Annotated in this window: 23 protein-coding genes; 8 read left to right on the top strand and 15 right to left on the bottom strand. The window is 69.2% G+C overall.

Going from position 1 to position 21,588, the window contains the following annotated elements; all coding sequences use genetic code 11:
• Positions 1–22 precede the first annotated feature (22 nt).
• Complete coding sequence (locus tag NAG42_RS22480; RefSeq protein WP_308201172.1) at positions 23–949, bottom strand: NADP-dependent oxidoreductase; 927 nt, start codon at positions 947–949, stop codon at positions 23–25.
• Between the two features lie 232 nt (positions 950–1,181).
• Here NAG42_RS22480 and NAG42_RS22485 point away from each other — a divergent pair, with 232 nt between their 5' ends.
• Positions 1,182–1,634 carry a DoxX family protein gene (locus tag NAG42_RS22485; protein ID WP_250032753.1) on the top strand — a complete coding sequence of 151 codons (453 nt, stop codon included), beginning with the start codon at positions 1,182–1,184 and terminating at the stop codon, positions 1,632–1,634.
• Positions 1,635–1,666: 32 nt separating this feature from the next.
• Positions 1,667–2,431 carry a hypothetical protein gene (locus NAG42_RS22490; protein WP_250032754.1) on the top strand — a complete coding sequence of 255 codons (765 nt, stop codon included), beginning with the start codon at positions 1,667–1,669 and terminating at the stop codon, positions 2,429–2,431.
• A 21-nt stretch (positions 2,432–2,452) separates the two neighbouring features.
• On the opposite strand, the gene NAG42_RS22495 is transcribed toward NAG42_RS22490, so the two are convergent.
• Positions 2,453–3,421 carry an aldo/keto reductase gene (locus NAG42_RS22495; RefSeq protein WP_250032755.1) on the bottom strand — a complete coding sequence of 323 codons (969 nt, stop codon included), beginning with the start codon at positions 3,419–3,421 and terminating at the stop codon, positions 2,453–2,455.
• Between the two features lie 186 nt (positions 3,422–3,607).
• On the bottom strand, positions 3,608–4,798 hold the full coding sequence (locus NAG42_RS22500; protein WP_250032756.1) for an MFS transporter: 1,191 nt from the start codon (positions 4,796–4,798) through the stop codon (positions 3,608–3,610).
• 285 nt (positions 4,799–5,083) lie between these two features.
• On the opposite strand from NAG42_RS22500, the gene NAG42_RS22505 reads away from it, so the two are divergent.
• Positions 5,084–5,395, top strand: a complete 312-nt coding sequence (locus NAG42_RS22505) for a putative quinol monooxygenase (protein WP_250032757.1) — start codon at positions 5,084–5,086, stop codon at positions 5,393–5,395.
• A gap of 70 nt (positions 5,396–5,465) precedes the next feature.
• On the opposite strand, the gene NAG42_RS22510 is transcribed toward NAG42_RS22505, so the two are convergent.
• Positions 5,466–6,050, bottom strand: coding sequence for a hypothetical protein (locus NAG42_RS22510; protein ID WP_250032758.1), 585 nt, complete (start codon positions 6,048–6,050; stop codon positions 5,466–5,468).
• Between the two features lie 437 nt (positions 6,051–6,487).
• Here NAG42_RS22510 and NAG42_RS22515 point away from each other — a divergent pair, with 437 nt between their 5' ends.
• Positions 6,488–7,624 carry a class I SAM-dependent methyltransferase gene (locus NAG42_RS22515; RefSeq protein WP_250032759.1) on the top strand — a complete coding sequence of 379 codons (1,137 nt, stop codon included), beginning with the start codon at positions 6,488–6,490 and terminating at the stop codon, positions 7,622–7,624.
• A 96-nt stretch (positions 7,625–7,720) separates the two neighbouring features.
• Here NAG42_RS22515 and NAG42_RS22520 read toward each other — a convergent pair whose 3' ends face one another.
• Complete coding sequence (locus NAG42_RS22520; protein WP_250032760.1) at positions 7,721–8,203, bottom strand: MarR family winged helix-turn-helix transcriptional regulator; 483 nt, start codon at positions 8,201–8,203, stop codon at positions 7,721–7,723.
• Positions 8,204–8,288: 85 nt separating this feature from the next.
• Here NAG42_RS22520 and NAG42_RS22525 point away from each other — a divergent pair, with 85 nt between their 5' ends.
• A complete protein-coding gene (locus NAG42_RS22525) occupies positions 8,289–8,936 on the top strand; it encodes a maleylpyruvate isomerase family mycothiol-dependent enzyme (protein ID WP_250032761.1) in 648 nt (215 codons plus the stop codon).
• A 799-nt stretch (positions 8,937–9,735) separates the two neighbouring features.
• Here the strand turns inward: NAG42_RS22525 and NAG42_RS22530 are convergent.
• Complete coding sequence (locus tag NAG42_RS22530) at positions 9,736–10,551, bottom strand: helix-turn-helix domain-containing protein (RefSeq protein ID WP_250032762.1); 816 nt, start codon at positions 10,549–10,551, stop codon at positions 9,736–9,738.
• 104 nt (positions 10,552–10,655) lie between these two features.
• Between NAG42_RS22530 and NAG42_RS22535 the strand changes: the two genes are divergently transcribed.
• Entirely contained in the window at positions 10,656–11,399 is a 744-nt protein-coding gene (locus NAG42_RS22535) for an SDR family oxidoreductase (RefSeq protein ID WP_250032764.1), read from the top strand.
• 526 nt (positions 11,400–11,925) lie between these two features.
• On the opposite strand, the gene NAG42_RS22540 is transcribed toward NAG42_RS22535, so the two are convergent.
• From NAG42_RS22540 to NAG42_RS22565, 6 genes are all read right to left on the bottom strand, one after another.
• Positions 11,926–12,825, bottom strand: a complete 900-nt coding sequence (locus NAG42_RS22540) for an SDR family oxidoreductase (RefSeq protein WP_308201175.1) — start codon at positions 12,823–12,825, stop codon at positions 11,926–11,928.
• A 151-nt stretch (positions 12,826–12,976) separates the two neighbouring features.
• Positions 12,977–13,975 carry a sensor histidine kinase gene (locus tag NAG42_RS22545; RefSeq protein WP_250032766.1) on the bottom strand — a complete coding sequence of 333 codons (999 nt, stop codon included), beginning with the start codon at positions 13,973–13,975 and terminating at the stop codon, positions 12,977–12,979.
• 212 nt (positions 13,976–14,187) lie between these two features.
• Positions 14,188–14,622 carry an ATP-binding protein gene (locus NAG42_RS22550; protein ID WP_250032767.1) on the bottom strand — a complete coding sequence of 145 codons (435 nt, stop codon included), beginning with the start codon at positions 14,620–14,622 and terminating at the stop codon, positions 14,188–14,190.
• A gap of 175 nt (positions 14,623–14,797) precedes the next feature.
• Complete coding sequence (locus tag NAG42_RS22555) at positions 14,798–16,030, bottom strand: low temperature requirement protein A (protein ID WP_250032769.1); 1,233 nt, start codon at positions 16,028–16,030, stop codon at positions 14,798–14,800.
• 71 nt (positions 16,031–16,101) lie between these two features.
• Positions 16,102–16,320 (bottom strand): hypothetical protein, encoded by a 219-nt coding sequence (locus tag NAG42_RS22560; RefSeq protein ID WP_250032770.1) that lies wholly within the window; start codon positions 16,318–16,320, stop codon positions 16,102–16,104.
• Positions 16,321–16,352: 32 nt separating this feature from the next.
• Entirely contained in the window at positions 16,353–16,613 is a 261-nt protein-coding gene (locus tag NAG42_RS22565) for a hypothetical protein (protein ID WP_250032771.1), read from the bottom strand.
• 254 nt (positions 16,614–16,867) lie between these two features.
• Between NAG42_RS22565 and NAG42_RS45355 the strand changes: the two genes are divergently transcribed.
• Positions 16,868–17,146, top strand: coding sequence for a hypothetical protein (locus tag NAG42_RS45355; RefSeq protein WP_369077109.1), 279 nt, complete (start codon positions 16,868–16,870; stop codon positions 17,144–17,146).
• On the opposite strand, the gene NAG42_RS22570 is transcribed toward NAG42_RS45355, so the two are convergent.
• Positions 17,143–18,138: a sugar phosphate isomerase/epimerase family protein gene (locus NAG42_RS22570; protein WP_250032772.1), complete on the bottom strand. Its 996-nt coding sequence runs from the start codon at positions 18,136–18,138 to the stop codon at positions 17,143–17,145. The genes NAG42_RS45355 and NAG42_RS22570 overlap by 4 nt on opposite strands.
• Here NAG42_RS22570 and NAG42_RS22575 point away from each other — a divergent pair.
• Positions 18,094–19,128, top strand: a complete 1,035-nt coding sequence (locus tag NAG42_RS22575) for a Gfo/Idh/MocA family protein (protein WP_250032773.1) — start codon at positions 18,094–18,096, stop codon at positions 19,126–19,128. The two genes, NAG42_RS22570 and NAG42_RS22575, sit on opposite strands and share 45 nt — an antisense overlap.
• Positions 19,129–19,212: 84 nt before the next feature.
• Here NAG42_RS22575 and NAG42_RS22580 read toward each other — a convergent pair whose 3' ends face one another.
• Entirely contained in the window at positions 19,213–19,857 is a 645-nt protein-coding gene (locus tag NAG42_RS22580) for a DUF1345 domain-containing protein (RefSeq protein WP_250032774.1), read from the bottom strand.
• Positions 19,858–19,935: 78 nt separating this feature from the next.
• Complete coding sequence (locus tag NAG42_RS22585; RefSeq protein ID WP_250032775.1) at positions 19,936–21,462, bottom strand: alpha/beta hydrolase; 1,527 nt, start codon at positions 21,460–21,462, stop codon at positions 19,936–19,938.
• Positions 21,463–21,588 lie beyond the last annotated feature (126 nt).

Raw genomic sequence — 21,588 nt, forward strand, 5'->3', positions numbered from 1 at the left:
GACGGCCGCCGCCACGTTCCCGTCAGCCCAGCGTCAGCACGATTTTTCCGCGCAGGCCACCGGCCAATACCCGCCGGTGGGCGTCGGCTGCTTCGGTCAACGGCATCGTGGCCGCCACGCGCGTACGCAATCGTCCCGCCGCCACCTGATCCACCAAGTCGGCCAGCAGCTCACGATCGTGCGCGATGAGTTGCAGCTCTTGGCGCACGCCACGTGCTGGAACGATGGCCGGCGTGGGCCGGGTCGCGACCACGACTCCCCTGTCCTCGACGGCAGCGGCCGCCGCTTCCCCCACGGGGACCGCGTCGAACACCGCGGCCACCGGCCCGACAGTGGCCAGATCGACGGAACGGGGAACTACCTCGTGTGCGCCAAGACCATGCACCCACTGCTCATCGTCGTGGGCGGCCTGCGCCAGGACGCGGTAGCCGCGCTGAACCGCAAGCTGGGTGGCGAAGCCGCCGACACCGCCGCCGGCACCGGTGACCAGAATGCTGCTGCCGGCCGGAAGCATGGCCAAGGACACCAGTGACAGCCCCTGGTGCGCGGTCTGGGCGTTGAGCGGCACCGTGGCTGCGGACACGAAGTCGAGCCCGTCCGGCAACCGCACCAACCAATCCGTGTCGGCCGCCACGAACTCGGCGTAGCCACCTGGTGCACCCCGCGTCAGATACCACGGGATCATCCCGACGACACGATCGCCCACCCCGAAGTCAGCCGTGCCGGGGCCGACCGAGGCCACCTCGCCGGCGATGTCCCACCCGGGCGAGAACGGCGGCACATCCGGCCCGCGCGGAATTTCTCCGGTGGTGGCCGCCACGTCGGCCGGGTGCACACAGACCGCACGGATCCTGACCACAACCTGCCCGGGCTTCGCCTCAGGCTCGGGCAGTTCGGTCACCTGCAACACCTCTGGACCGCCAAGTGCGGCCGCGACGACTCCCAGCACGCGTCCACTCTAGACCGGTGGCTCCCGATAGATAGTCCCGCCGACTGTTTCGTAGCCCGCCATTCATCCAGCGTCGAGCCCGGCACCGGATCAGACGCGGGGATGTCCGGTTCTCATCTGATGGGAGCGCTCCCATTCGTTGACCAGGACATTGACGTACGTCGTTGCCTTGATGCCGCCGACTCCCTAACCTGCGGTAATCCCCGCCGTTCCCCCTCCCCCAAGGAGCGCCATGTCTCCCCACCGCTTCACCGCGCCGACGTGGTCACTGTTCCGGATGGTCGTCGGTTTCCTGTTCCTGTGCCACGGGCTCGCCTCCGTCTTCGGGGTGCTCGGCGGCAACCGCGGCTCCGGCCAGGCGATCGAGCCGGGCACCTGGCCGAACTGGTACGCCGGAGTGATCCAACTGTTGTGCGGCGCCCTGGTCCTGGCCGGACTGGCCACCCGCCCGGCGGCAGTCGTGGCCTCCGGCTCGATGGCCTACGCCTACTTCGTCGTCCATCAGCCGCAGGCTTTGCTGCCGATCCAGAACGGCGGTGTCACGCCGGCGCTCTACGCCTGGGCCTTCCTGGCGATCGCGGTGGCGGGCGCCGGTCCGTGGTCCGTCGACGCCCTCATCGCCCGGCGCCGCGGCGTTCCGGCCACCGTGGCGAGCGATCGCGAGCTCCAGACCAGCCGCCGCTGACACCCCATCACCCGCCACGAAGGAGAAAATCCATGCGTCACCTCGTCGCCGCTGCCGCCGCGGCCCTGATGCTCGGTGTCGCCCCGGCCGGCGCGGCAAGCGCCGCCCATCGCGGCGCCTGCACCAGCGATCTGCTCTTCTGCGAAGACTTCCAACGCCTGCCTACAGGCGGCCCCAGCACCCTGAAGTGGGGCACCGACACCCGCAACGGCACGCTCAGCGTCGAGCGCGCCCGTCGCGGCAACCAGGTGCTGCACGTCCACACCGTCGACAACGGGCGCGCCTTCCTGCGGGTCGACGATCTCGCCGTGCCGGGCGATCGTCTCTACGGCCGGATGCGGCTGCGCACCGACGCGTTCCCCACCGCCCCGGACTGGGCGCACTTCACGCTCGTCGAGGCCACCGGCAGCGGCAGTGCCGAAGTCGTCCGCCCGATCGGCGGCCAGTACGCGCCCACCGTCCCCGGAACCTTCTGGGGCGTGGGAGCCGACGGCGGCCCCACCGGCGACTGGACCAGCTGGCGCGAGTCGGCGCCGGTCGTCGAGGACACGTGGCAGTGCTTCGAGTGGTCGCTCGACCGGACGGACAACAACGTCGCCGTGTGGATCGACGGCGTCGCGAATCCGGACCTGACCGCCTCGACCAACGAGCACGGCGGCAACGAGGTGCCGTTCGTGCTGCCGGCCGTGGACACCGTCAAAATCGGCTGGCAGCTGTACCAGGGTGGGACCACGCCGGGCGAGTTCGACCTGTGGATCGACGACGTCGCCCTGGGCACCCGACGGCTGGGCTGCTGAGCGGCCCGCGGCGCGCCATCGTCAGCGTTGCGCGTACGGGGCGGCCCAGTCGGACCGGTCCACTTCGTCGAGTCGCCGCAGCTGATCCGCGCTCAGTTCCAGCGCCACACCGTCGAACGCGGCGTCGAGCTGGACGAGCTTGCTGCCACCCAGCATCGGCCGGATACCGCGGCTCAGCAACCATGCCAGCACCACCTGGCCGCGGGCGGCGTCGGCCTCCTTGGCCACCTCATCCAGGACAGCCAGCCGGGAGGCGTTGCCGGGATGGTCGTACGCCTCGGGAATGTCCTTCCGCGGGTTGTCGTAGGCACCTGACAGCAGCGGCGTGTACGCCCACACGTCCATGCCGTGCTCGGCGGCGTAGTCGGCTTGTTCGTCGCTGAGCACCCCGAAGCGGTGTGCGACACCGGGTGGAAGCGTGCCCGGACGGGGCCGCAGATAGGTGGCATTGAGTTGCAGGGCGTCGAACGGTCGCGCCCCGACCGACCGGGCATGCGCGCGGCCCCGCTCGACCAGCCAGGCCGGGTGATTGGAGATGCCGAACCGGTCGGCGGCCAGCCCGTCGAGCGCGTCGACGGTCTCCTCGATCGGCACCGAGCGATCTTCCTGGTGCAGCCACAACAGGTCGACGCGGTCGACACCGAGACGGTCGAGGCTGCCGGCGAAAGCCGTTCGCACCGCGGCGGGAGACAGCCCCTCCCGGCGGTCGGGCCAGGAACCCGGTTCGAGCGGCTCGGCTCCCAGCTTGGTGGCGATCCGCACCTTCGAACGGATGCCGGGACGGGCAGCGAGCCATCGTCCGAGCACCCGTTCGCTGTCACCGCCGTGGCCCGTGTCGCTCGCCCAGAACGCGTAGCAGTCAGCGGTGTCCAGCCACACTCCGCCGCGTTCGACGAACCGGTCGAGCAACGCGAACGATGTGGCCTCGTCGACGGCGGTCCCGAACATCATCGCGCCGAGCACCAGCGAGGATGGCTTCACCTCAGTCATGCCGCACACCTTGGCACTTCGAGTGCACTCGAAGTCAAGAACGCTTTGCCGAACGCCGGTGAACCACCACGCTGCGATGCTGAGCCGCAGCCCCCGTATCCCGAACCCGTCAGCGACAGGCCTCGGTGTGCCGGCCAGACAGGCTTTTCCCGTACGGATGCCCTGCTGCCACGGCCGACTCGCCGTTCAACGCGCGGCGGGCCGCAAGGCGCTGACGAGCAGCAAACCGCCGACGATCGCAGCCATGCTGCCCACGACCAGCGGTGCGGTGGCCCCGATGTGGTCCACCAGCAGACCGCCCCCGACCGCGGCCAGGGCGATCGCGATCTGGAACACCGTCACAGTCACCCCGCCCAGTTGCTCGAGGTGTTGCGGATCGGTGCGGGCGGCCCACGTCTGGGCCGTGGTCGGGACGCCGCCGAAGCCGAAGCCCCACAGCGCGACGGCGACGAACAGCCCGGCCCGCGTGCTGCCGGTGACAACCATGGCCACCATGCCCAGGCTGATCATCGCGGGGAAGAACAGAGCGGCGACCCGCAGTACGCGGTCGGCCAGCACGCCGCTGACCGCCGTGCCCCCGACGTTCGCGATCCCGTAGACGAACAGCAGTACCGCCAGTCCGGAGGCGTCGATCCCTGACACGCTCTCAGTGGCCGGGCGGATGTAGGTGAAGCCGGTGAAGTGACCGGCGACAACCACCAGAATCCCCCCGAGTCCGAACAGGACCGTACGCGAGCGCAACGTCACGACCAGGACCCGAAGGCTGCCGGCCGCGTCCGGGACGAAGCGCGGCAAGGTCACCGCCTGCACGAGCAGCGCAGCCAAGGCGGCTCCCGCGGCGAGCAGGAACACACCACGCCAGCCCCAGAGGGCGCCGAGCCAGGTGCCGAGCGGGACGGCGGCGATCGTGGCGACCGAGACGCCGGCGTTGATGACGGTCACGGCGCGGCCGAGGTAGTCGCTGGGCACGAGGCGGGCCGACATGGCGATCGCGACGGCCCAGAAGCCGCCGAGGCTCACGCCCATCAGCAGGCGCGCGGCCAGCAGGACGACCAGGTTGGGCGCGAATGCCACGAGCACGTCGGAGACGACGGCGGCCGCCGTAAGTCCGATCAGCACCAGCCGCCGGTCCGTGCGGGGCAGCAGGGCCGGCAGGAAAAGACCCGACAGCCCCGCGCCGATGGCCGTCATGGTGACCGCCTGGCCGGCGGTGCCCTCGCTCACGCCGAGGTCGGCGGCGATGGCCGGGAGCAGGCTGGCCGGCAGGAATTCGGCCATGACCAAGGCGAAGACACCGAGGCCGAGCGAGGCGACCCCGGCCCAGGACGTGGTCTGGGCTGGGACCTGCTTGGCGTCAGGCGCCGAAACGTTTTGCATGTGGGGACCCCCGTCGCTTTCTACCGGTCGGTTGCCTCGCTCGACGTGTACGGGTCCTGCCAGTTCAGAGGCGGTGAGCCCGATCACGGAGGTTTGGTACGGACCCGCGAACAAGCGGGGTCCGCCACCCGTCTGTGTTTTCAGCACAGCGTCCGAACCACCACCGATCCGGCCCGTTGTTGTCATCGAGCACGCCCAAGAGATCCCCGATCGCCCGGCGCCTCCACAACGGCTATCGCCAATCCTCCGCCTTGAGAACGCGACCACCACGAGAGGTCACCGACGATGACGAGCACCACCGACGCAACCGGCCAGATCTTGCTGATCCTCACCTACACCCTCGGGGAGCAGGACCGAGAAACGTTCGAGCGCATCGCCGGCGCCCACGCGGCGGCCGCCGACACCTACCCGGGTTGCATCCGCTTCGATCTTGGACGCGACGTCCTGCACCCCGGCCGCTACCAGCTCGTCGAGCAGTGGCAGAACACGGCGGACCTGGAGGCGCATGGCGAATCCGAGGCGTTCCACCGAACGATGGCCGCACTCAAGCAGTGCCCCACCCTGCAGGTCAAACGCGACCGGTACGAAATCGCATAGTCCGACAGCCGGCTTCCATTGCCAACTATGGGACGAAGAGGCTCGCCGCCACCGTCGTGGAGAAACACGATCAGCGGCTGCCGGCGTCTCCACCGGCGAGCCCCCGGAAGACCGGCGATCCGGTCCAGCCGGGACGGTCGGCGAGGGCGACGTCGTACCCCTCGCGGATACCCGAGTGATAGAGCAGGAACTCGCTGAAGGACAGCTCCGGCCAATCGATGCGGAGGAAGCCCGGCCCGAGCGCGGCCACACACCAGCGGTCCGGGTCGGGATGCCGGGGCAGCCAGCCGAGGAGCCAGCCGTCCTGCGTCACTCCCCACGGGATCATGCCGCCGGCGTCCGGATGGAAGCGCAGATGGTCAAGGCCGGCGGCCGTCACCTGCTCGCGGCCGGCCCGCAGCAGCTCGGCCAGATTCCAGCCGCCCGGCGCGTCCGGGCCGAAGATGCCGATGTCGCGGAACATGCCGGGGCCCAGCGTGTCGTGGACGACGCGGAAGTCGGCCGGAAACATGAAACCCCACTGGCCGGCCCGGACGAACCAGTCCAGGGTCCGTTCCTCGGCCGGGGTTGCGCCGAGCGCGTCGAGCAGGGCCTCGGCCTCGCCGGCGGGTTCGGCGTGCTCGGCGGAGAAGCCGATCGGCCCGGCCTCGCCCACGCCGCAGAAGGTATCGAAGCCACCCGGGCCGGTGACCGCGGCCTCGGCCGGGCCTGTTCGGAATCGTTGTGCTGGTAGCCATTGGCGCTGATCACCGGGTGAGCAATTGCCTCACGACGTCGGGTGATGAGCGGTCGTACGCTACGTTCCTAGCACGACCGGCTGACGCCACGGACATCTGCCGACAGAGGCCGACGAATTCGGCCGCCGGTGCGGTCGAGGGCCTGCACCGGCGCAAGAGATCAACGGTGCATCAGCCGCGTCGGCCCAAGGCTGCGGCTGTCGACGGCATCCTGCTGGGCAGCGTCCAGTGTGGAGACACGGTGGCCACGGGGAGACCCGCGCCGCGATCGACCGGTGAGGCAATGCGAGCCGGCGACCAACACCCTGCGATCGGAAGCGCCAGGGTGATGTGATCGACAACGAAGGAGTTCACGATGACCACAACGTTCGAGCCGGTCGGCCACCACTCCGACCTGCTGACCACACCCACACCCGGCCTGCCGGCCGACGCTTTCGCCGAGCGGCTGCTGGCCGCCACCCTCGGCACGATGGAGATGTACGCCGTCTACTTCGGCGACCGACTGGGTTGGTATCGCGCGCTGCACGAAGGGGGCCCGCTCACCTCGACCGAACTGGCCCGAGCCACCGGAACCGCGGAGCGCTACGCCCGGGAGTGGCTGGAGCACCAGGCCGCCAGCGGCTACCTGGCGGTCGACGACGCGGCCGCCGCACCGCAGGACCGCCGGTTCCGGCTACCGGCCACGCACGCCGAGGTGCTCCTCGACGGCGACAGCCTCGCCCACCTCGGCCCCCTGGCCCGGATGGTCGCGGCCAGCGGCCTCCACCTCGACGACATCCTCGAGGCGTACCGCACGGGCGCCGGCGTGAGCTGGCGGCAGCTGGGCCGCAACGCCCGCGAAGGCCAGTCGGCAATCAACCGGCCAATGTTCCTGCACGCGCTCGCGCAACAGGTGCTACCCGGGGTCGCCGACCTCGACGCGCGCCTGCGATCGGGCGCGCGGGTCGCGGACGTGGGGTGCGGCGAGGGATGGTCCTCGATCGGCATCGCGACGGGCTACCCGCAGGTCACGGTGGACGGCTATGACGTCGACGCGGAGTCCGTCGACGCCGCCCGCCGGCACGCCGTCGGCTCGGACGCCGCCGACCGCGTGACGTTCACGCTGCAAGACGTCGCTGCCCGGCGGCTCGGCGACGGGACACCGTACGACGCGGTGTTCGCCTTCGAGTGCGTGCACGACCTCGGCGACCCCGTCGGCTTCCTCCGGACCGTGCGTGGCGCGGTGGCCGACGACGGGTTCGTCGTCGTCATGGACGAGCTCACCGAGGAGAGGTTCACCGCGCCGGCCGGGCCCTGGGAGCGACTGCTCTACGGCTTCTCCATCACGACCTGCCTGGTCGACGGCATGGCCCACAAGGACAGCGCCGGCACCGGAACCGTCATGCGGCCGGAGACACTGCGCCGGTACGCCCTCGAGGCAGGGTTCAGCGAGATCGAGATCCTGCCCTCGCCGGCAGAAATCACCTTCCGGTTCTACCGGTTGCACGTGTAACACCGGACCACCTGAGGCGCCCAGGACGCCACTGGCCCTCGTGCTGCGAACCGCGTCCTGGAACGCTTTATTGCGCGCCGCATCGGGCAGCGCAGCTCACCGCTCACCCGGCACCGCGTTGGCCCCCTGCGCGGCATCCGGCGAATGCAGGTGTGGGTCAGCGCTCAAAGCCAGCTCCCACAGCGCCTTACGGAGCGCTCGCATCCGTCGGACGCCCAGGACGCCCTGCCAGTCGGCCTCGATCCGCGTTTCCTCGGCGATGGCGACGGGCAGCACACCCCGGCCGTGTGCTGTCAGCCGGACCAGTCGTGCTCGCCCGTCTGAGGCATCCGGCACCCGCTCCACGAAGCCGGCCGCCTCGAGTCCGTTGACCAGAGCGAGGGCGGTCTGCTTCGGGATCCGGGCGCGGTCGGCGAGGACCACCAGCCGGGTGCCGTCCACGTCGATCCCGGCCAGCAACCGCGCCTGCGCCCGGGTGATGTCGGCGTAGCCGGCCTCGGCAAGCGCGGCGACGATGCGGTCCTCAGCCGCCCGGAAGCCGATGAACATCAGCCAGCCGGACGAGATCTCGCGTTCCACAAGAGGCCTTTCAGGTAGTCCCGATCAGGACTAAATGGTAGTACCATAATCGTACTATCTCCAGCCGGCGGAGGGATCGGACGCCATGGACGACACCGAGGTCTGGTCGGCCGTCGACCGGCGACGCCGCGTCATCGTTGAGCTCTTGACCGGTCTGGCCCCAGCCGAGTGGGACACTCCCTCGCTGTGCGAAGCCTGGACCGTCAGGGATGTCGCAGCACACCTGACAATGCCGCTGCTCACCCTGCGGCAGTTGGCTTTGCTCGCCATCCGGCATCCGGGCGGGACCAACCGTCTCATCCGGGAAGGCTCGATCGATCTCGCCCGACGCCACGATCCTGGACAACTCGTTCACAGGCTCGGCCTGCTGATCGGACGGCACCGCGCATTCCCGGGCTTGACCTGTCGCGAGTCGCTCATCGACGCCGTCGGCCACACCTTCGACATGGCCATCCCCCTGGGCCTGGAGATCCGCGTCCCCGCCGCCGAGGTGGCCGAGGCAGCCGACCGGGTGGTCTCCTACCGCGGCCGCGGGAACGCGAAGGTCTTCCGCTCGCTGCCGCTGACGACATTCCGGCTGAACGCCACCGACTACAACTGGTCCACCGGAAACGGCGCGCAGGTGGCAGGCACCATGACTGACCTGTTCCTCTTGCTGACCGGACGCGCCGTCCGGATCGGGCACGTGCACGGCCCTGGAGCAGACGCCCTACGGCATGCCGTCGCCTCCTGATGCCGCGCCCGCCGCTCGCGAGCGGCGGGACCGCGCCGTGCCGTCGTCCGGCTCCCCCAGGGCGCCCGGCGAAGTCGGGCCGCTAGGCTCCGCGCATGCAGCATTGCCGACGTTCCCCCGCAAAACGCACAGCGATCGGGGCGCTACTGCTGGGCTTGGCCGTAGCCGGCTGCGACTCCACCGCAAAGTCGTCCTCCATTGCCACGCCGTCGAGCCCTGACATCGCCGCTACCGCGACCGCTTCCCGCGCTGCTTCTCCAGCAAGTTCCCGTGACGCCGACCCCTCCGCAACTTCGTCCCCCACTGTGGACCGTTCACGGAAGGCGGAAGCGGTCCGGAAGCCCAAAGCGACACGGAAGCCGAAAGCGCGGCAGGAGACGAAGGCGCCGAGCGAGGGCAGCACCAAGTACAGGGAGTGTGCCGACGGCGACTGCAAGGTGTCCTTCTCCAGTTCGGTCAAATTCGCACTCGCCAGGTGGACGGTGTCGGCCTCCACAGAGGATGGCGGTGTCCACGTGCGAATGACCGACGCTGATGGGCAGGGCGGCGGTGGCGGCTTCCTGGCCGGGCCTGGGTGCGCTGTGGAGCTGCGTGCTGACGGCGGCGGGCGACTCGGCTGCGACCAACCCGGAGCCGAGCCCGAACCGGGAGGGTACATCGTGCACCTGCTGAAACTGAACGGGGACACTGCGGTCATCCGAGCAGCCCTGGGCTGACTGTGAGGATCGCTGTCGCAGCCTGATCGTGTTTGGACTCGTTCCGCCGCCGCACCAGTCGCGTCCCGGCGTCCCGAAGTCGCTCAGGACGCCGCGAGTGCGGCCAGCAGGTGCAGCTTCTCGGCGTTGTCGCCGGCCTCGTCCGGGTAGTAGAGCACCAGCAGAAGGCCGTCGACCGGCAGCTTGTCGCGGTGCAGCGTGAGTTCGCCGACCACCGGGTGCCGGACGGTGGTCGTACCGCCCTGAAGCTCGCGCACATCGTGGCGGGCCCACAACGAGCGGAACCGTGCGCTGGACAGCGACAGCTCACCAACCAGCTCGACGACCCGGGCGTCGTCGGGCGCATCACCGACGCTTTGGCGGAATGCCGCGACGAAACTCGCCACGGCGCGCTCCCAGTCGACGTGGAACTCGCGTTCCTCCGGGTCGAGCAGCATCGAGCGCAGCCGGTTCTGACCCGGGCGCAGCCGGGGTGACAGAGTCGTGGCCAAAGCGTTGGCCGCCAGCACGTCGAATGATCGGCCCTCGACGAAGGCTGGTACGCCCACAGCGGCCAGCAGGTGATGCAGCCGCGTGGGAACCTGCTCGCGATTGCGGCGGGGGCGGGCTCGCGGGCGGGGCGCGGTGAGCTCGATCAGGTACCGGCTCTCGACGTCGTCGAGGTGCAGGACCCGGGCGAGGGCCTCGAGCACCTGCGGAGACGGATTCTTGTCGCGGCCACGCTCCAGCCGCAGGTAGTAGTCGGCGCTGATCCCGGCGAGCAGCGCCACCTCCTCGCGGCGCAGGCCCTTGACCTTGCGACGGGCACCGGGCCGGATGCCGGCCTGCTCGGGCGTGACCAACTCTCGCCGTGCGCGCAGGTAATCGCCCAGCCGGTTGGCGCCGTCCTCACCACTCATGAGGCCGAGGCTAATACCAGCGCCGGCGCGGACAGGGGGTCCTGCCACTACCCGGATTCGCGAAGTACTTCCTCCGCCTCGCTGAGGCTGCGACCTTGGGTTTCATGGACATCACGAACCGCACGGTATTCATCGCCGGGGGCACCTCCGGCATCGGCCTGGGTATGGCCCGCCGCTTCGCCGCCGCCGGCGGCACCGTCATCGTCGGCGGGCGCCGGCCCACTCCCCTCGACGGGCTGAGTGTGGTCGAGATCGACGTCACCGACGCCGGCTCGGTACGACGCGCCCGCGACAGCGTCCTGGAAAGCTACCCTGGCCTGGAGCTGGTGGTCACCATGTCCGGCATCCAGCTGACCGAGGACCTGCGCGACCCCGAGCACTTCACCACCGCCGAGACCACGGTCCAGACCAACCTGCTCGGCACCATCCGGGTACTCGACGCGTTCACCCCACACCTGCTCACCCGCGGCGCCGGCACCTTCGTCACGGTGAGCTCCGGCATCGGCTTCCTGCCGTTCCCACTGATGGCCACGTACGCCGCCACGAAGGCAGGCGTGCACGCGTACACCGAAGCGCTGCGCGCACAACTCGCCGGCACCGGTGTAGAGGTCGCCGAGCTGGTACCGCCGGCGGTAGCGACCACGCCGGAGCACAAGCGGCTCAACCCCCGCGCGCTCGACCTCGACGACTACCTCGACGAGGTCTTCGCATTGCTCGGACAGGACCCGACCCCGGATGAGATCCTCGTGCAAGGTGTTCTGCAACACCGCTGGGCCGAACGCGACGGCACCTACGCCGATCTGGTGGCGCAACGGTCCCAGGCGCTCAAGACACTGCCCGGGCGCTGAAAGCGCCGGTAACGGCGGTATCGACTCGCTCAGACCGGCCGCCGGCCCGGAACTGCGCGGATCGCGGTGCGAGTGCCCCGCAGCGTCCCCGACAACGAATTCATGGGGCGATGGTGACTCGGACGGACGCGGCCGTGTTGTTCCAGCCGATGGTCCTGAGGTCCGCCGCCGCGTAGTCCTTGTCGACGACGTAGGTGCGGTAATTGCCTTCGGTGTTGCAGTTGGTCCATTCGAAGATCTGTACGTTGGACCGAAGGGCGCTGTCGGGGTCCTTTCGCAGTGCCCAGGAGGACGCTGAGTCGTAAGCCCAGAGGCCGCTGGAGTATGAGCTACCGGTGAGTTCCAGCAGCCGGCAATACCGCTCGTGCGGGTCGCTCTGAGGGTTACGTAGCTCCGCTGCAAGTGGCCGCGCCGGCAGCTCTACGCGGCCCTCGACGGCCTATCGACCCACGTCGAAGGGACGGCACCCGCTTCCGAGCGCCGTCCCTTCGGCAGAGGTTGACGGCAGACCCAACCCGTATCGAGGTCAGGACAGCGGCTGGCCGCCGGTGACACCGAGCACCTCGCCAGTGACGTAGCTGGACTCCTGCGAGGCGAAGAACACGTACGCCGGAGCCAGCTCCGCCGGCTGCCCGGCGCGCTTCATGGGAACCTGCTCACCGAAGGACTCCACCTTCTCCTCCGGCATGGTGGCCGGGATGAGTGGCGTCCAGATCGGACCGGGCGCCACCGCGTTCACCCGGATGCCCTTCTCGGCCAGGCTCGCTCCGAGGGCCTTGGTGAACGCGACGATGCCGGCCTTGGTGGTGGCATAGTCCAGCAGTTCCGGAGACGACTGGTACGCCTGGATCGACGCGGTGTTGATGATGGTGGAGCCCGGCTGCAGGTGGGGCACGGCCGCCTTGCTCAGCCAGAACATGGCGTACAGGTTGGTCTTCAGGACCCGGTCGAACTGCTCGGTGGTGATGTCGGTGATCCCGCCCGGCTGGGCCATCTGGTAGGCGGCGTTGTTGACCAGGATGTCCAGGCCGCCAAGTTCGCTGACCGCCCGCTCGACGATCGCGGTGCAATGCGCTTCCTCACGGATGTCACCGGGCACGGCGACTGCCTTGCGTCCGGCCTTCTCCACCAGCTGCACCGTCTGCTGCGCGTCTTCCTCTTCGTCAGGTAGGTAGGCGATCAGCACGTCAGCGCCCTCGCGGGCGAAGGCGATCGCGACCGCGCGGCCGATGCCCGAGTCCCCGCCGGTGATGATCGCCCGCTTGCCGGTCAGTCGACCGGTCCCCTGGTAGCTGTCTTCACCGTGGTCGGGCTGATCCTGCATGTCGCCGGTGCGTCCGGGGTGCGGGATCTGATCGCTCTGCTGCTGGTCGGGCTGCTCGAACTGCTCCTGCGGGTTTTGCTTGCCGTACTGGTTCTCGGCCACGGGGATTGCCCTTTCCATGCGCGGTAACGTCTCGCGGCGCATTCCCCCATCAACTCCCGCTATTCCTGAGAAACCGCAGACAGCGACCGGCTGTGCCGGACCGGAACACTGCGGGACGCGTTCGAAACGGCGGCTTCTGGACTGGCGGCCCCTACGCCGGGCTGCGGTGCATCACCCCGTACGGGAAATGCAGCCGGACCGAGGTGCAGCCTGGCGCCGTGTCGGTGATCACGATGTCGGCGAGTTGCCGCGCCAGCCACAGCCCCCGGCCGCCCGGAGCGGCGCCGGCCGGTTGGGGACGGCGGTAGCCGGCCGTGGCCGGGATGGGACGGCCGGCGCTGTCGTCGCACTGGACGATCAGGGTGTCCTGGCCATGCCAGGCGCGCACGTGCACCGGTGCGGCGCCGTGGCGCAGGCCGTTGGCGGCCACTTCGACGGTGGCCGTGACCAGGTCGTCGGCGGATTCACCGGCGAAGTGGTGCTGGTCGGCCCACGGGTACAGCACCGCGCGTAACCGGCTCAGATCAGCGACCTCGGTCAGGACCACCTCGTGGTCGACGTCGGCGGGGGCGGGTTGCAAGGACAGGTCCTGCCGTCCGGCCAGGTATCGCTCAGGGCCCTGATAGGTCGGGGACGGGACGCGGCCGGCCGTGGTGAGCAGGTAGCGGTGGGTGGCGCGTACCCCGTCGAGGACGCCCGTCAGGTGATGGCGCTGGTTCCAGATGCAGGTGACCGCTGCGTCGTACGGCGCGTAGGTGTCGTTGCAAACCGCCTCATAGGCCAGGTAGGCGGCCGCGCGATCGGCGTGCATGCCGGCGTCCACGCCGCCGGCCAGGTCGGGCTCGGCGATCACGTGCACCCGGTGACCGGCGGCGTGCTGTTCGGCCAGGTAGCGGCGGAAGCCTTCGTAGGCGAATCCGAGCCGTTGGTAGAACGCCGACGGATCACGCCAGTGCAGAGCGCCGCCGAGGTCGCCGAGGTGCTCCGCCAGCATCGTACGGGTGTCTCTGCCGATCACCAGGAGAACTTCGTCGTAGCGGCCGGCCGAGCGACGCAGCTCGGGTAGCAGGGTGTTGAGCAGCTCATTGTCCGAGTCGATGATCAGCGCGGTGTGCGCCGGGCCATCAGCACCTTCGTGTCCGGACGTCATGAAGGTCTCGCGGGTGGTGCCGGTGCCGCGGGCGGCCTGTTGAAGATCGTGTACGTCATGTCTTGCTGTCCTTCGCACGGGTGCGCAGGGGTCCGGGCGTCTCCGTGCACGTCGTTGAACGATACGAGAGTTTGGTACCCGGGCTGTTGTGGCTTACACGTGCACCCGACTGCTGCGCCCGGCAACGCCGAGGACAAGGCCCGGCAAGCTGGTCAGGCGGCGGCTTCGCCAGGTGCGGCGGCTGATGTGGTCAACCTGGCCCAGACGACTTTCCCTGAGCGCTCCGGCCTCGCGCCCCAGGCGCGGGTGACGCCGGCAACCAACAGCAAGCCTCTACCGCCGAGGCGGTGCGTGTCGGGAGGATGGACCTGCGGCAGAACCGGACTGTGGTCGCGCACCTCGATGGTGATCGCGTGAGCATCGGCGGTGAGCACGAGTTCTCCGCCGCCGCCGGTGTGCTGGGTGACGTTCTGCACCAACTCGGAGATGACCACCATCGCGTCGGCAAGGTCGTCAGCAGCCAGCCACGGCATCAGCGCGGAGCGGGCCGAGTGGCGCAGCGGACCGGCAGGCTCACCATGCTCGAAGGGCCGGCGCAGCACTTCCACTGTTCCTCCGATCCCCTTCCCGCGTTCGATCTCCATCATGCCGTAAGTGGTTGATCACGAACGGTCGAGGAGCGGGTCCGGTTATCGGTCGGCGAACGACAGTGGAGCCGAGTCCGGCGCCGCAGACGAAGAAGGACGTAACCCGGTCCGGGTCCGGCAGCGGCTTGTCGAGGTGTCATGCCGCGACGGGGGCCTGCGGCGTCCCAGCCTGGCCTTACACCTTGGCGGTTCGCACCTCACCCGCGCGGTGCAGCTGGAACCCGACGAGGACGCCGGCGACCAGGACCGCGGCGAGAAGGCCGACCGTGGCCACCGGGGAGAGGTCGAGCAGGACGACCACCAGGACCAGGAGCATGCCGGCACCCGGCCAGATCAGCGACCCGCGTACGCTCCGGCCCAGATGCGCCTGCATGAGACCGGCGCTGAGGAGATAGCCGGCGGCGGCGATGCCCAGCACCCAGCGCGTCCCCGCGCTCAGGTGCGGGTCGGCGCCGTGGAGCACGGCGTGTTCCAGTCCCACCGCCACTGCGGCCAGCGACACCGCCAACGGCAGGTGAACATACACGTAGAAGTCATGCACACCGTGCTTGGTGACCGCGTCACCTTCGGCGGCCAGCCGGCGCTTCGCCGCACCGCCGGACAGATCGAAGTACACCCACCACAGCGCCGCGGCGACCGTGAACGCCAGGCCCGCCGTGATCACCACGGGACCCTTCCAGCCGCCGTCGTGCACGCCGGTCACGACCGCCGCGACCGACTCGCCCAGCACCAGGATGACGAATAGCCCGAAGCGCTCCGGTAGATGCTCCAGATGCAGCGGGACGGCGTCTTTCAGCCGGGCTGCAGCGGTCGGCCACACCACGTCCACCAGCACGCCGACACCCCAGAGCCAGTATCGGGCCGGCGTCGGGACAGCCAGCGAAACCAGCCAGATCGCCGCACCCAGAGAGTGCCCGATCAGATAGAGCCGGGCCGTCGATCGGGCCTGCGGCACATGCCGCCATGCTCGTACGTAGCCGGCGATCAACGCAAGACGGATCACGACGTAGCCCAGAGCGAACCACCGCCCGGCGGAACCGTCGATCTTGTCCACGGCAGCCGCCATCGCAGCCACGCCGGCCATCGCGGCCAACGTGAGCAGCCGGAACACCGCGTCGTCGGTATCGAATCGGTTGGCGTACAGGGTCGTGCTGGCCCACGCCCACCAGCCGATCGTCAGAACGGCGGTGAACACCAGCGCGCCGTGCCAGCTCTCGTCCTTCGCCAGGACGTCGGCGCAGCGCGCCACGAACAGCACGAACGCCAGGTCGAAGAATAGTTCCAGACGGGTAGCCGAACGGTTCGACTCCTGATTGAGGTCGGGCGGCCGGACGGCCTCGACCTGCTCGGCCTCCTCCTCGTCGAGCTCCTCGTCTCCGTCGCCGAGCCGATCGTGCGCGCGGGTCATCATGCCTCCGATCCGTCGCAGTGACCTGGGCGAGCGGACTACCCGCACTGCGACGGATCACACGACGGGGGTCACCCCTGGCGAGGACCCGGTCCCACACTGCTCGACACGGTCGTACCGTTCGCGCCGTTCGCCGTCGCGGCGTCGAACGGCACCTTCTCCTCACCGACGGTCGGCTCTGACTTGAGCCGGCCGCGGCGGGTGTCCCAGATGTCACGGGCGATGATCTGAATGACGCCGGCGACGGGAATGGCCAGCAGCGCGCCGAGGACTCCCATGATCGCGAGCACCGCGTACGTGAGACCACCGCAGATGACACTGATCAGCAGACTCCCGGTGATGTAGCCGGTGATCTTCTTGGCGCAGTCATGGCCGACCCGACGGATCCGCTCGGCCCGGCGGTCGTCGAACAGTGCGAGACGACCTTCGGCGCCTCCAGCACCATCGGGTAGGCGAGCACGAAGATGGTCACGATGCCCGCAACACTCGTCGCCGCGCCACGCAGGACGACCAGCGTGGGTGCGCCGAGACGGCCCGCGTACTCCCGGAACTGTTCGGCGTGATTCTGCGCGTACTCGAGCACGTTGGACCGCTCGATCAGGCGAACAGGCGAGCCATCGATCAGGGAGAGGCGGCTCCGGCAGGCGCGTCAGCGTCCCACAGCCACACTCAGCTTGGGACGCGAAGGCGTGTTCGCCGGGCACGAATCGAGGAAACCACCAGCGTCGTTGATCTGAGTGGCAGGCCAAGTCCTACGCTGACGCGAACCACGCTCCGGTCATCGAGATCGAGGCGCGGCACACCGACATCGACGTCCGTCCCGGGCAGAAGGTCAATCTGCGGGCCTTTGTCTCCGACCCGGACGACGACAAGCTGACGACCAACTGGTGGCAGTACCGTGAGGCGGGCACGTACCGAGGCGTGGTCGACATCGCTCGGCCCTCGGACCGGAGAACGAGCTTCGCCGTCCCGTCGAACGCAAGGCCGTGCCAGACGATCCACATGATCCTCAAGGTCACGGACCCGGGCCGAGAAGCCGATGACTCGCTACGCACGAATCGTCGCCACTGTCCGCTGACACGCTACGGGTCCGTCGACCGCACAAGCCCGTACTAGACAGGCGGCGCGAGAACCGCTTCCGCCGTGCGGAAGGCGGCCGCGACCGCCTCCCGCACCGGGGCCTTCCGATGCTCCTCGGAGAGGATCTCGACGCCCCACGGACCGTCCCAACCCGCGGCGCGTAGCGCTGCGATGACGCCGGCCAGATCGAACGCGCCTTGGCCGCACAGCCGCCGCCGGTTGACGGTGTCGTCGAAGAGCGTGCCGACCGGCTCCGCGTCGGCGTCGTTGAGTTCGACGCCCACGATATAGCGCAGCGGCACCGCGGCGAGATCGGCCGGTGGAGTGTGCGCACGCTCGGTGTGCCAGACGTCGATGATCAGCCCGCCGGCCGCCGCGCCGGCCGCCTGGACCAGCGCGAGCCCGTCATGCACGGTCTTGATGTTCGACCAGGGCAGGAATTCCAGGCCGACTCGGGTTCCAGCGTTGGCGGCGTCGGCCGCCAGTCCGGCGAACGCCGTGACCCACTCATCGCGGTTCCACGGGCCGTCGGTGACGTCGGGGGCGATCTTGACATGCCGGGCGCCGAGCGCTTCGGCTGCGGTGAGCAACTCGCGGCGTACGGGATCGGACTTCCGCCGGTTGGGGTCTGTCTCCCACCAGCCGGTAATCAGTTCCAGCTCAAGGTCGACGATGCCGTGGTCGTCCAGAAGAGCGCGCAGGCCGCGTACTCCGTATTCGTCGAGCGCCGGCATCAGGTCCGCGTGGAGCAGACCCATGCCCCCGAACCCGGCGCCGGACGCCGCCTCGACCCGCTCGCGGATCCCGACCGGGCTGCGCTGGTCGCCGGGGTAGGGGTTCGCATCGCCGGCGGTGGTCCAGCAGGTCGCAAGGAGACTCATGGCCGAATCCTGCCCGCGACCGGGCCGGGGAACCATGCCTGAGGGCTTTTTGATGGGTTCTGGTGTGATGAACGCACAGTCACGGTTCCTACGCTGAGCGCCATGCGTATCGGATTGATCGGCCTCGGCCGGATCGGCGCTTTCCACGCCGGCACCCTGAGCTCCCTCGACACCATCGACTCGCTCGTCGTCACTGACATCCTGCCGGAACGGGTCCGCCAGGTCACCGACCGCTATGGGGCCGAAGGCGTAGGTTCGGTCGGCGAACTACTCGCGGCCGGGGTCGACGGCGTTGTCGTCGCGGCCGGCACCGACGTGCACGCCCCGCTCATCCTCGCCTGCGCGGAGGCGGGCGTACCGACGCTCTGCGAGAAGCCGGTCGCATCCGACAGCGCCGCCGGCGCCGCTCTGCTGCGCCGGCTCGCGGACTACGACGTACCCGTGATGATGGGTTTCCAGCGTCGTTACGATGGTGCGATGGCGGCCGTCAAGGCCGCGGTCGACGCCGGCGAGCTCGGCCGGCTGACCACGGTGCGATCGACCACCATGGACCCCGAGCCGCCGTCCCGCGATTACATCGCGGGCTCGGGCGGCCTCTACCGCGACTGCGGAGTGCACGATTTCGACATCGTACGATGGGTGACCGGCCAGGAAGCCGTCGAGGTCTACGCCATCGGCAGCGACCGCGGTGCCGCCTTCTTCGCCGAGGTGGGTGACGTCGACACCGCGACGGCCGTCATCACCTTCGCCGACGGCACCCTCGGCGTCGTGTCCAACACCCGCTACAACGGCCGCGGCTACGACGTACGGCTGGAAGTGCACGGCTCGGCCGACAGCATCGCCGCCGGCATCGACCCGAAGTGGCCGATGCGCGACGCAACGCCAGGTACCGCAGCCGCCGGCTCCCCTCCGCATCGCTTCTTCATGGACCGCTTCGCCGACGCCTTCCGCGTCGAGTTCGAAACGTTCCTCGACGTCGCCGCCGGGAAGCAGCCGTCGCCGTGCACGGTCGCCGACGGTCTCGAAGCCGACTGGATCGCCGAGGCCTGCGTCCGTTCGGCCGCGGAGCACCGCCCCGTGCGCATCGAGGAGGTCCGGCCGGCGGCGACGGCGGACTCGAAGCCCTCCGCGTCCTGAAACGACGCCTGTCCGACGTGGTCTACCGAGCCTTGCAGGTCGACTGCGCCGTCACAGGTTGACAGAGGAGCTATTTACAGTCCTTCACGGCCGGGTGATGTACGAGCCCAACAGGGTGATGGCGACGGCGAGCACCAAGGTGTTGAACAGGAACGCCAGCAGTCCGTGGGCGAGGACCTGGCGCCGCACCCGGCTTCGGGTGACGTTGACGTCGGTCGTGCCGAAGGTGGTGCCGATCGCGGCCGAGAAGTACAGGAAGTCGACGGTATTGGGTTCGTCGTCGCCGGGGAAGTCCAGGCCGCCCTTCTCGGAGTACAGCCGCAGGTAACTCAGGCCGAAACCGGTCTGCAGCACCAACCAGCCGGTGAAGACGGCGGCCGTGCAGACGATGAGCACCACCGGCAGTGGTGCGCCGAGCAGTCGAGCCTGCGGCATCGCGACGACGGTGGCGACCAGCGCGGCCACCGCGCCCGCTTGGGAGAACTGCTCCGGCGCGGAGACCAGCAGGCGATCAGTCATGCTGCGGCGGCGCGGGATGAGAACGATCGCCTGTGATTCTTCCGAGGTGCGGCCGCGGAAGGCGAACCAGGTAAGCACCAGATAGGTCATGGCGTAGAGGTCCCAGGCGGCCAGAAACTTCATCAGCACGTCACCCGGCACCAAGATGCCGAGAAAGGCCGCCGGCAACGACAGCAGTTGCCGTGACGACTCGCGCGTCCACCAGTGCATCTTTCGGGTCTCCTCAAATCACGCGGCGGGTGAGCGACGGTGTGCGTCGCCCACCCGCCGCGGCTGGGTGTCGTTGATTCAGCTCACGAAAGGATGGCTTCCGGGGCCCTGGCGGTGGGATCCCGGGCCGGACGTCGTGGAGGCCGCGCAGCTCGTGTCCTTCGGCAGCTTGCCGTCGACGAGCCACGCTGTGCCGATGTTGAGTGCGCACGCGTTGCCGCCGTAGACGTAGACGCCGTGCTGGTTGTCGTCGACGGTCACCAGGCGGGACCGGTTGGCGAAATTCTTGCGGAAGATCTGCCCGCCCAGGAGCGGCGTGGCCACGTCACGGCGATTTTGCATGATCACGATGTTGGCCGGCCCGTTGTCGTTGATGGTGACCTGGGGCTCGGAGGGTCCGGCTTTCCAGAACGCGCACGGGTTGATGTTGGCCGACGCGGCCCCGAAGATCGGGTACTTCTTGCGGTCCTGGGCGACACCGCGCTGATAGGTCCGGACGTCGCTCGGCCACTCGGTGTCGTTGCACGTCACGGCCAGGAACGCGGAGAAGAAGTTGGAGCGCGGGTGGGCTTGCGCCGTCGCGGCCTTCGGGGCGTCGGGGGTGGCTGCTGCGGGGCTTTGCAGCGACTGCCAGAGCTGAGCCAGCTGGTCGTAGTTCGACTGGTTGTACAGGAACCCGTAGCTCAGGAGCCGGAAGACGCGCCCGTCGAACCCGGGGATGGGCTGCTTGTCGAGTCGCTCGGCGGTGGCGAAGTATGTCTTGCGCACCTCCTTCGGCGTCCGGCCGAGGCCGTACGCGATGTGTCGTTCGGCGGCCCAGGCGGCGAAGTCCGGGAACGCCTGCTCGGCGCCCAGCCCGAACCGGCGCAGGCTGGCCCGGGTCATCGCGGTGTCGCCGAGGTTGCTGTCGATGATGACCCGGTCGGTGGTTGTGGGGAACATCGAGGCGTAGGCAGCCCCGAGGGCCGACCCGTAGGACACGCCGAAGAAGCTGGCCTTCTTCTCACCCAGCGCCACCCGGATCCGGTCCAGGTCCCGCGCCGTGTTGGCCGTCGAGATGTGCGCCAGCCGTCCGTCCTTGTCGTTGGCCGAACATTGTTCGGCGACGGCCTTGGCCGCCTTGGCGTCCTCGGCGACCACGGCCGCGTTCCCGGCCCATCGCGGAACATTGCCGGCGTAGTTCTGTTCGAAGGTGAATTTGCAGTCGACCGGGGCCGAATAGCCGACACCGCGGTTGTCCATGCCGATCAGGTCGTAGGTGTCGAGAACGCTGCTCGGGATGCCGCGCTCGCTCAGCTGGGCCGGCATCTTCAACCCGGTCTCGCCCGGCCCGCCCGGGTTGAGCATCAGCACACCGCGTCGCTTCTCCGGGTTCGCGCTGGCGATCCGGGACACCTTCAGAGCGATCTTCGTCCCGGCAGGTTTCCGGTAGTCGAGCGGCACCGACACGGTCGTGCACTGGAGACCGGGCGCTTCCGCCGCGATCTCGTCCGGGCAGGTGCCCCACACCAGCCGTTTTGTCGTTTCGGCGGTCGTGGTCGGCGCCGCCGCCACTGAACCGGCCAGACCGACTGTCGCCGTCAGAATCAATCCTGATATCACCATGCCACGCCTTCGACGCACGTCTCTCTCCGCACTGTTGTCTCGAGCTGGAGCCCTCGCATGGCCGAGTGAAAACGTTGTTGTCGCCACACAGTCAAATCGGGACGAGACCACCGCCTTGTACTGGGC

It is taken from the genome of Paractinoplanes maris (assembly GCF_023544465.1).
GTDB lineage: Bacteria > Actinomycetota > Actinomycetes > Mycobacteriales > Micromonosporaceae > Actinoplanes > Actinoplanes maris.

What these genes read in the sequence shown, in the direction of transcription:
- NAG42_RS22525 (WP_250032761.1), top strand. Translation starts at nt 8,289, where the DNA reads ATGGACGACACCGAGGTCTGGTCGGCCGTCGACCGGCGACGCCGCGTC.
- NAG42_RS22500 (WP_250032756.1), bottom strand. Translation starts at nt 4,798, where the DNA reads ATGCAAAACGTTTCGGCGCCTGACGCCAAGCAGGTCCCAGCCCAGACC.
- NAG42_RS22555 (WP_250032769.1), bottom strand. Translation starts at nt 16,030, where the DNA reads ATGACCCGCGCGCACGATCGGCTCGGCGACGGAGACGAGGAGCTCGAC.
- NAG42_RS22535 (WP_250032764.1), top strand. Translation starts at nt 10,656, where the DNA reads ATGGACATCACGAACCGCACGGTATTCATCGCCGGGGGCACCTCCGGC.
- NAG42_RS22490 (WP_250032754.1), top strand. Translation starts at nt 1,667, where the DNA reads ATGCGTCACCTCGTCGCCGCTGCCGCCGCGGCCCTGATGCTCGGTGTC.
- NAG42_RS22585 (WP_250032775.1), bottom strand. Translation starts at nt 21,462, where the DNA reads ATGGTGATATCAGGATTGATTCTGACGGCGACAGTCGGTCTGGCCGGT.
- NAG42_RS22575 (WP_250032773.1), top strand. Translation starts at nt 18,094, where the DNA reads ATGCGTATCGGATTGATCGGCCTCGGCCGGATCGGCGCTTTCCACGCC.
- NAG42_RS22505 (WP_250032757.1), top strand. Translation starts at nt 5,084, where the DNA reads ATGACGAGCACCACCGACGCAACCGGCCAGATCTTGCTGATCCTCACC.
- NAG42_RS22545 (WP_250032766.1), bottom strand. Translation starts at nt 13,975, where the DNA reads ATGACGTCCGGACACGAAGGTGCTGATGGCCCGGCGCACACCGCGCTG.
- NAG42_RS22495 (WP_250032755.1), bottom strand. Translation starts at nt 3,421, where the DNA reads ATGACTGAGGTGAAGCCATCCTCGCTGGTGCTCGGCGCGATGATGTTC.
- NAG42_RS22485 (WP_250032753.1), top strand. Translation starts at nt 1,182, where the DNA reads ATGTCTCCCCACCGCTTCACCGCGCCGACGTGGTCACTGTTCCGGATG.
- NAG42_RS22515 (WP_250032759.1), top strand. Translation starts at nt 6,488, where the DNA reads ATGACCACAACGTTCGAGCCGGTCGGCCACCACTCCGACCTGCTGACC.
- NAG42_RS22550 (WP_250032767.1), bottom strand. Translation starts at nt 14,622, where the DNA reads ATGATGGAGATCGAACGCGGGAAGGGGATCGGAGGAACAGTGGAAGTG.
- NAG42_RS22530 (WP_250032762.1), bottom strand. Translation starts at nt 10,551, where the DNA reads ATGAGTGGTGAGGACGGCGCCAACCGGCTGGGCGATTACCTGCGCGCA.
- NAG42_RS22580 (WP_250032774.1), bottom strand. Translation starts at nt 19,857, where the DNA reads ATGCACTGGTGGACGCGCGAGTCGTCACGGCAACTGCTGTCGTTGCCG.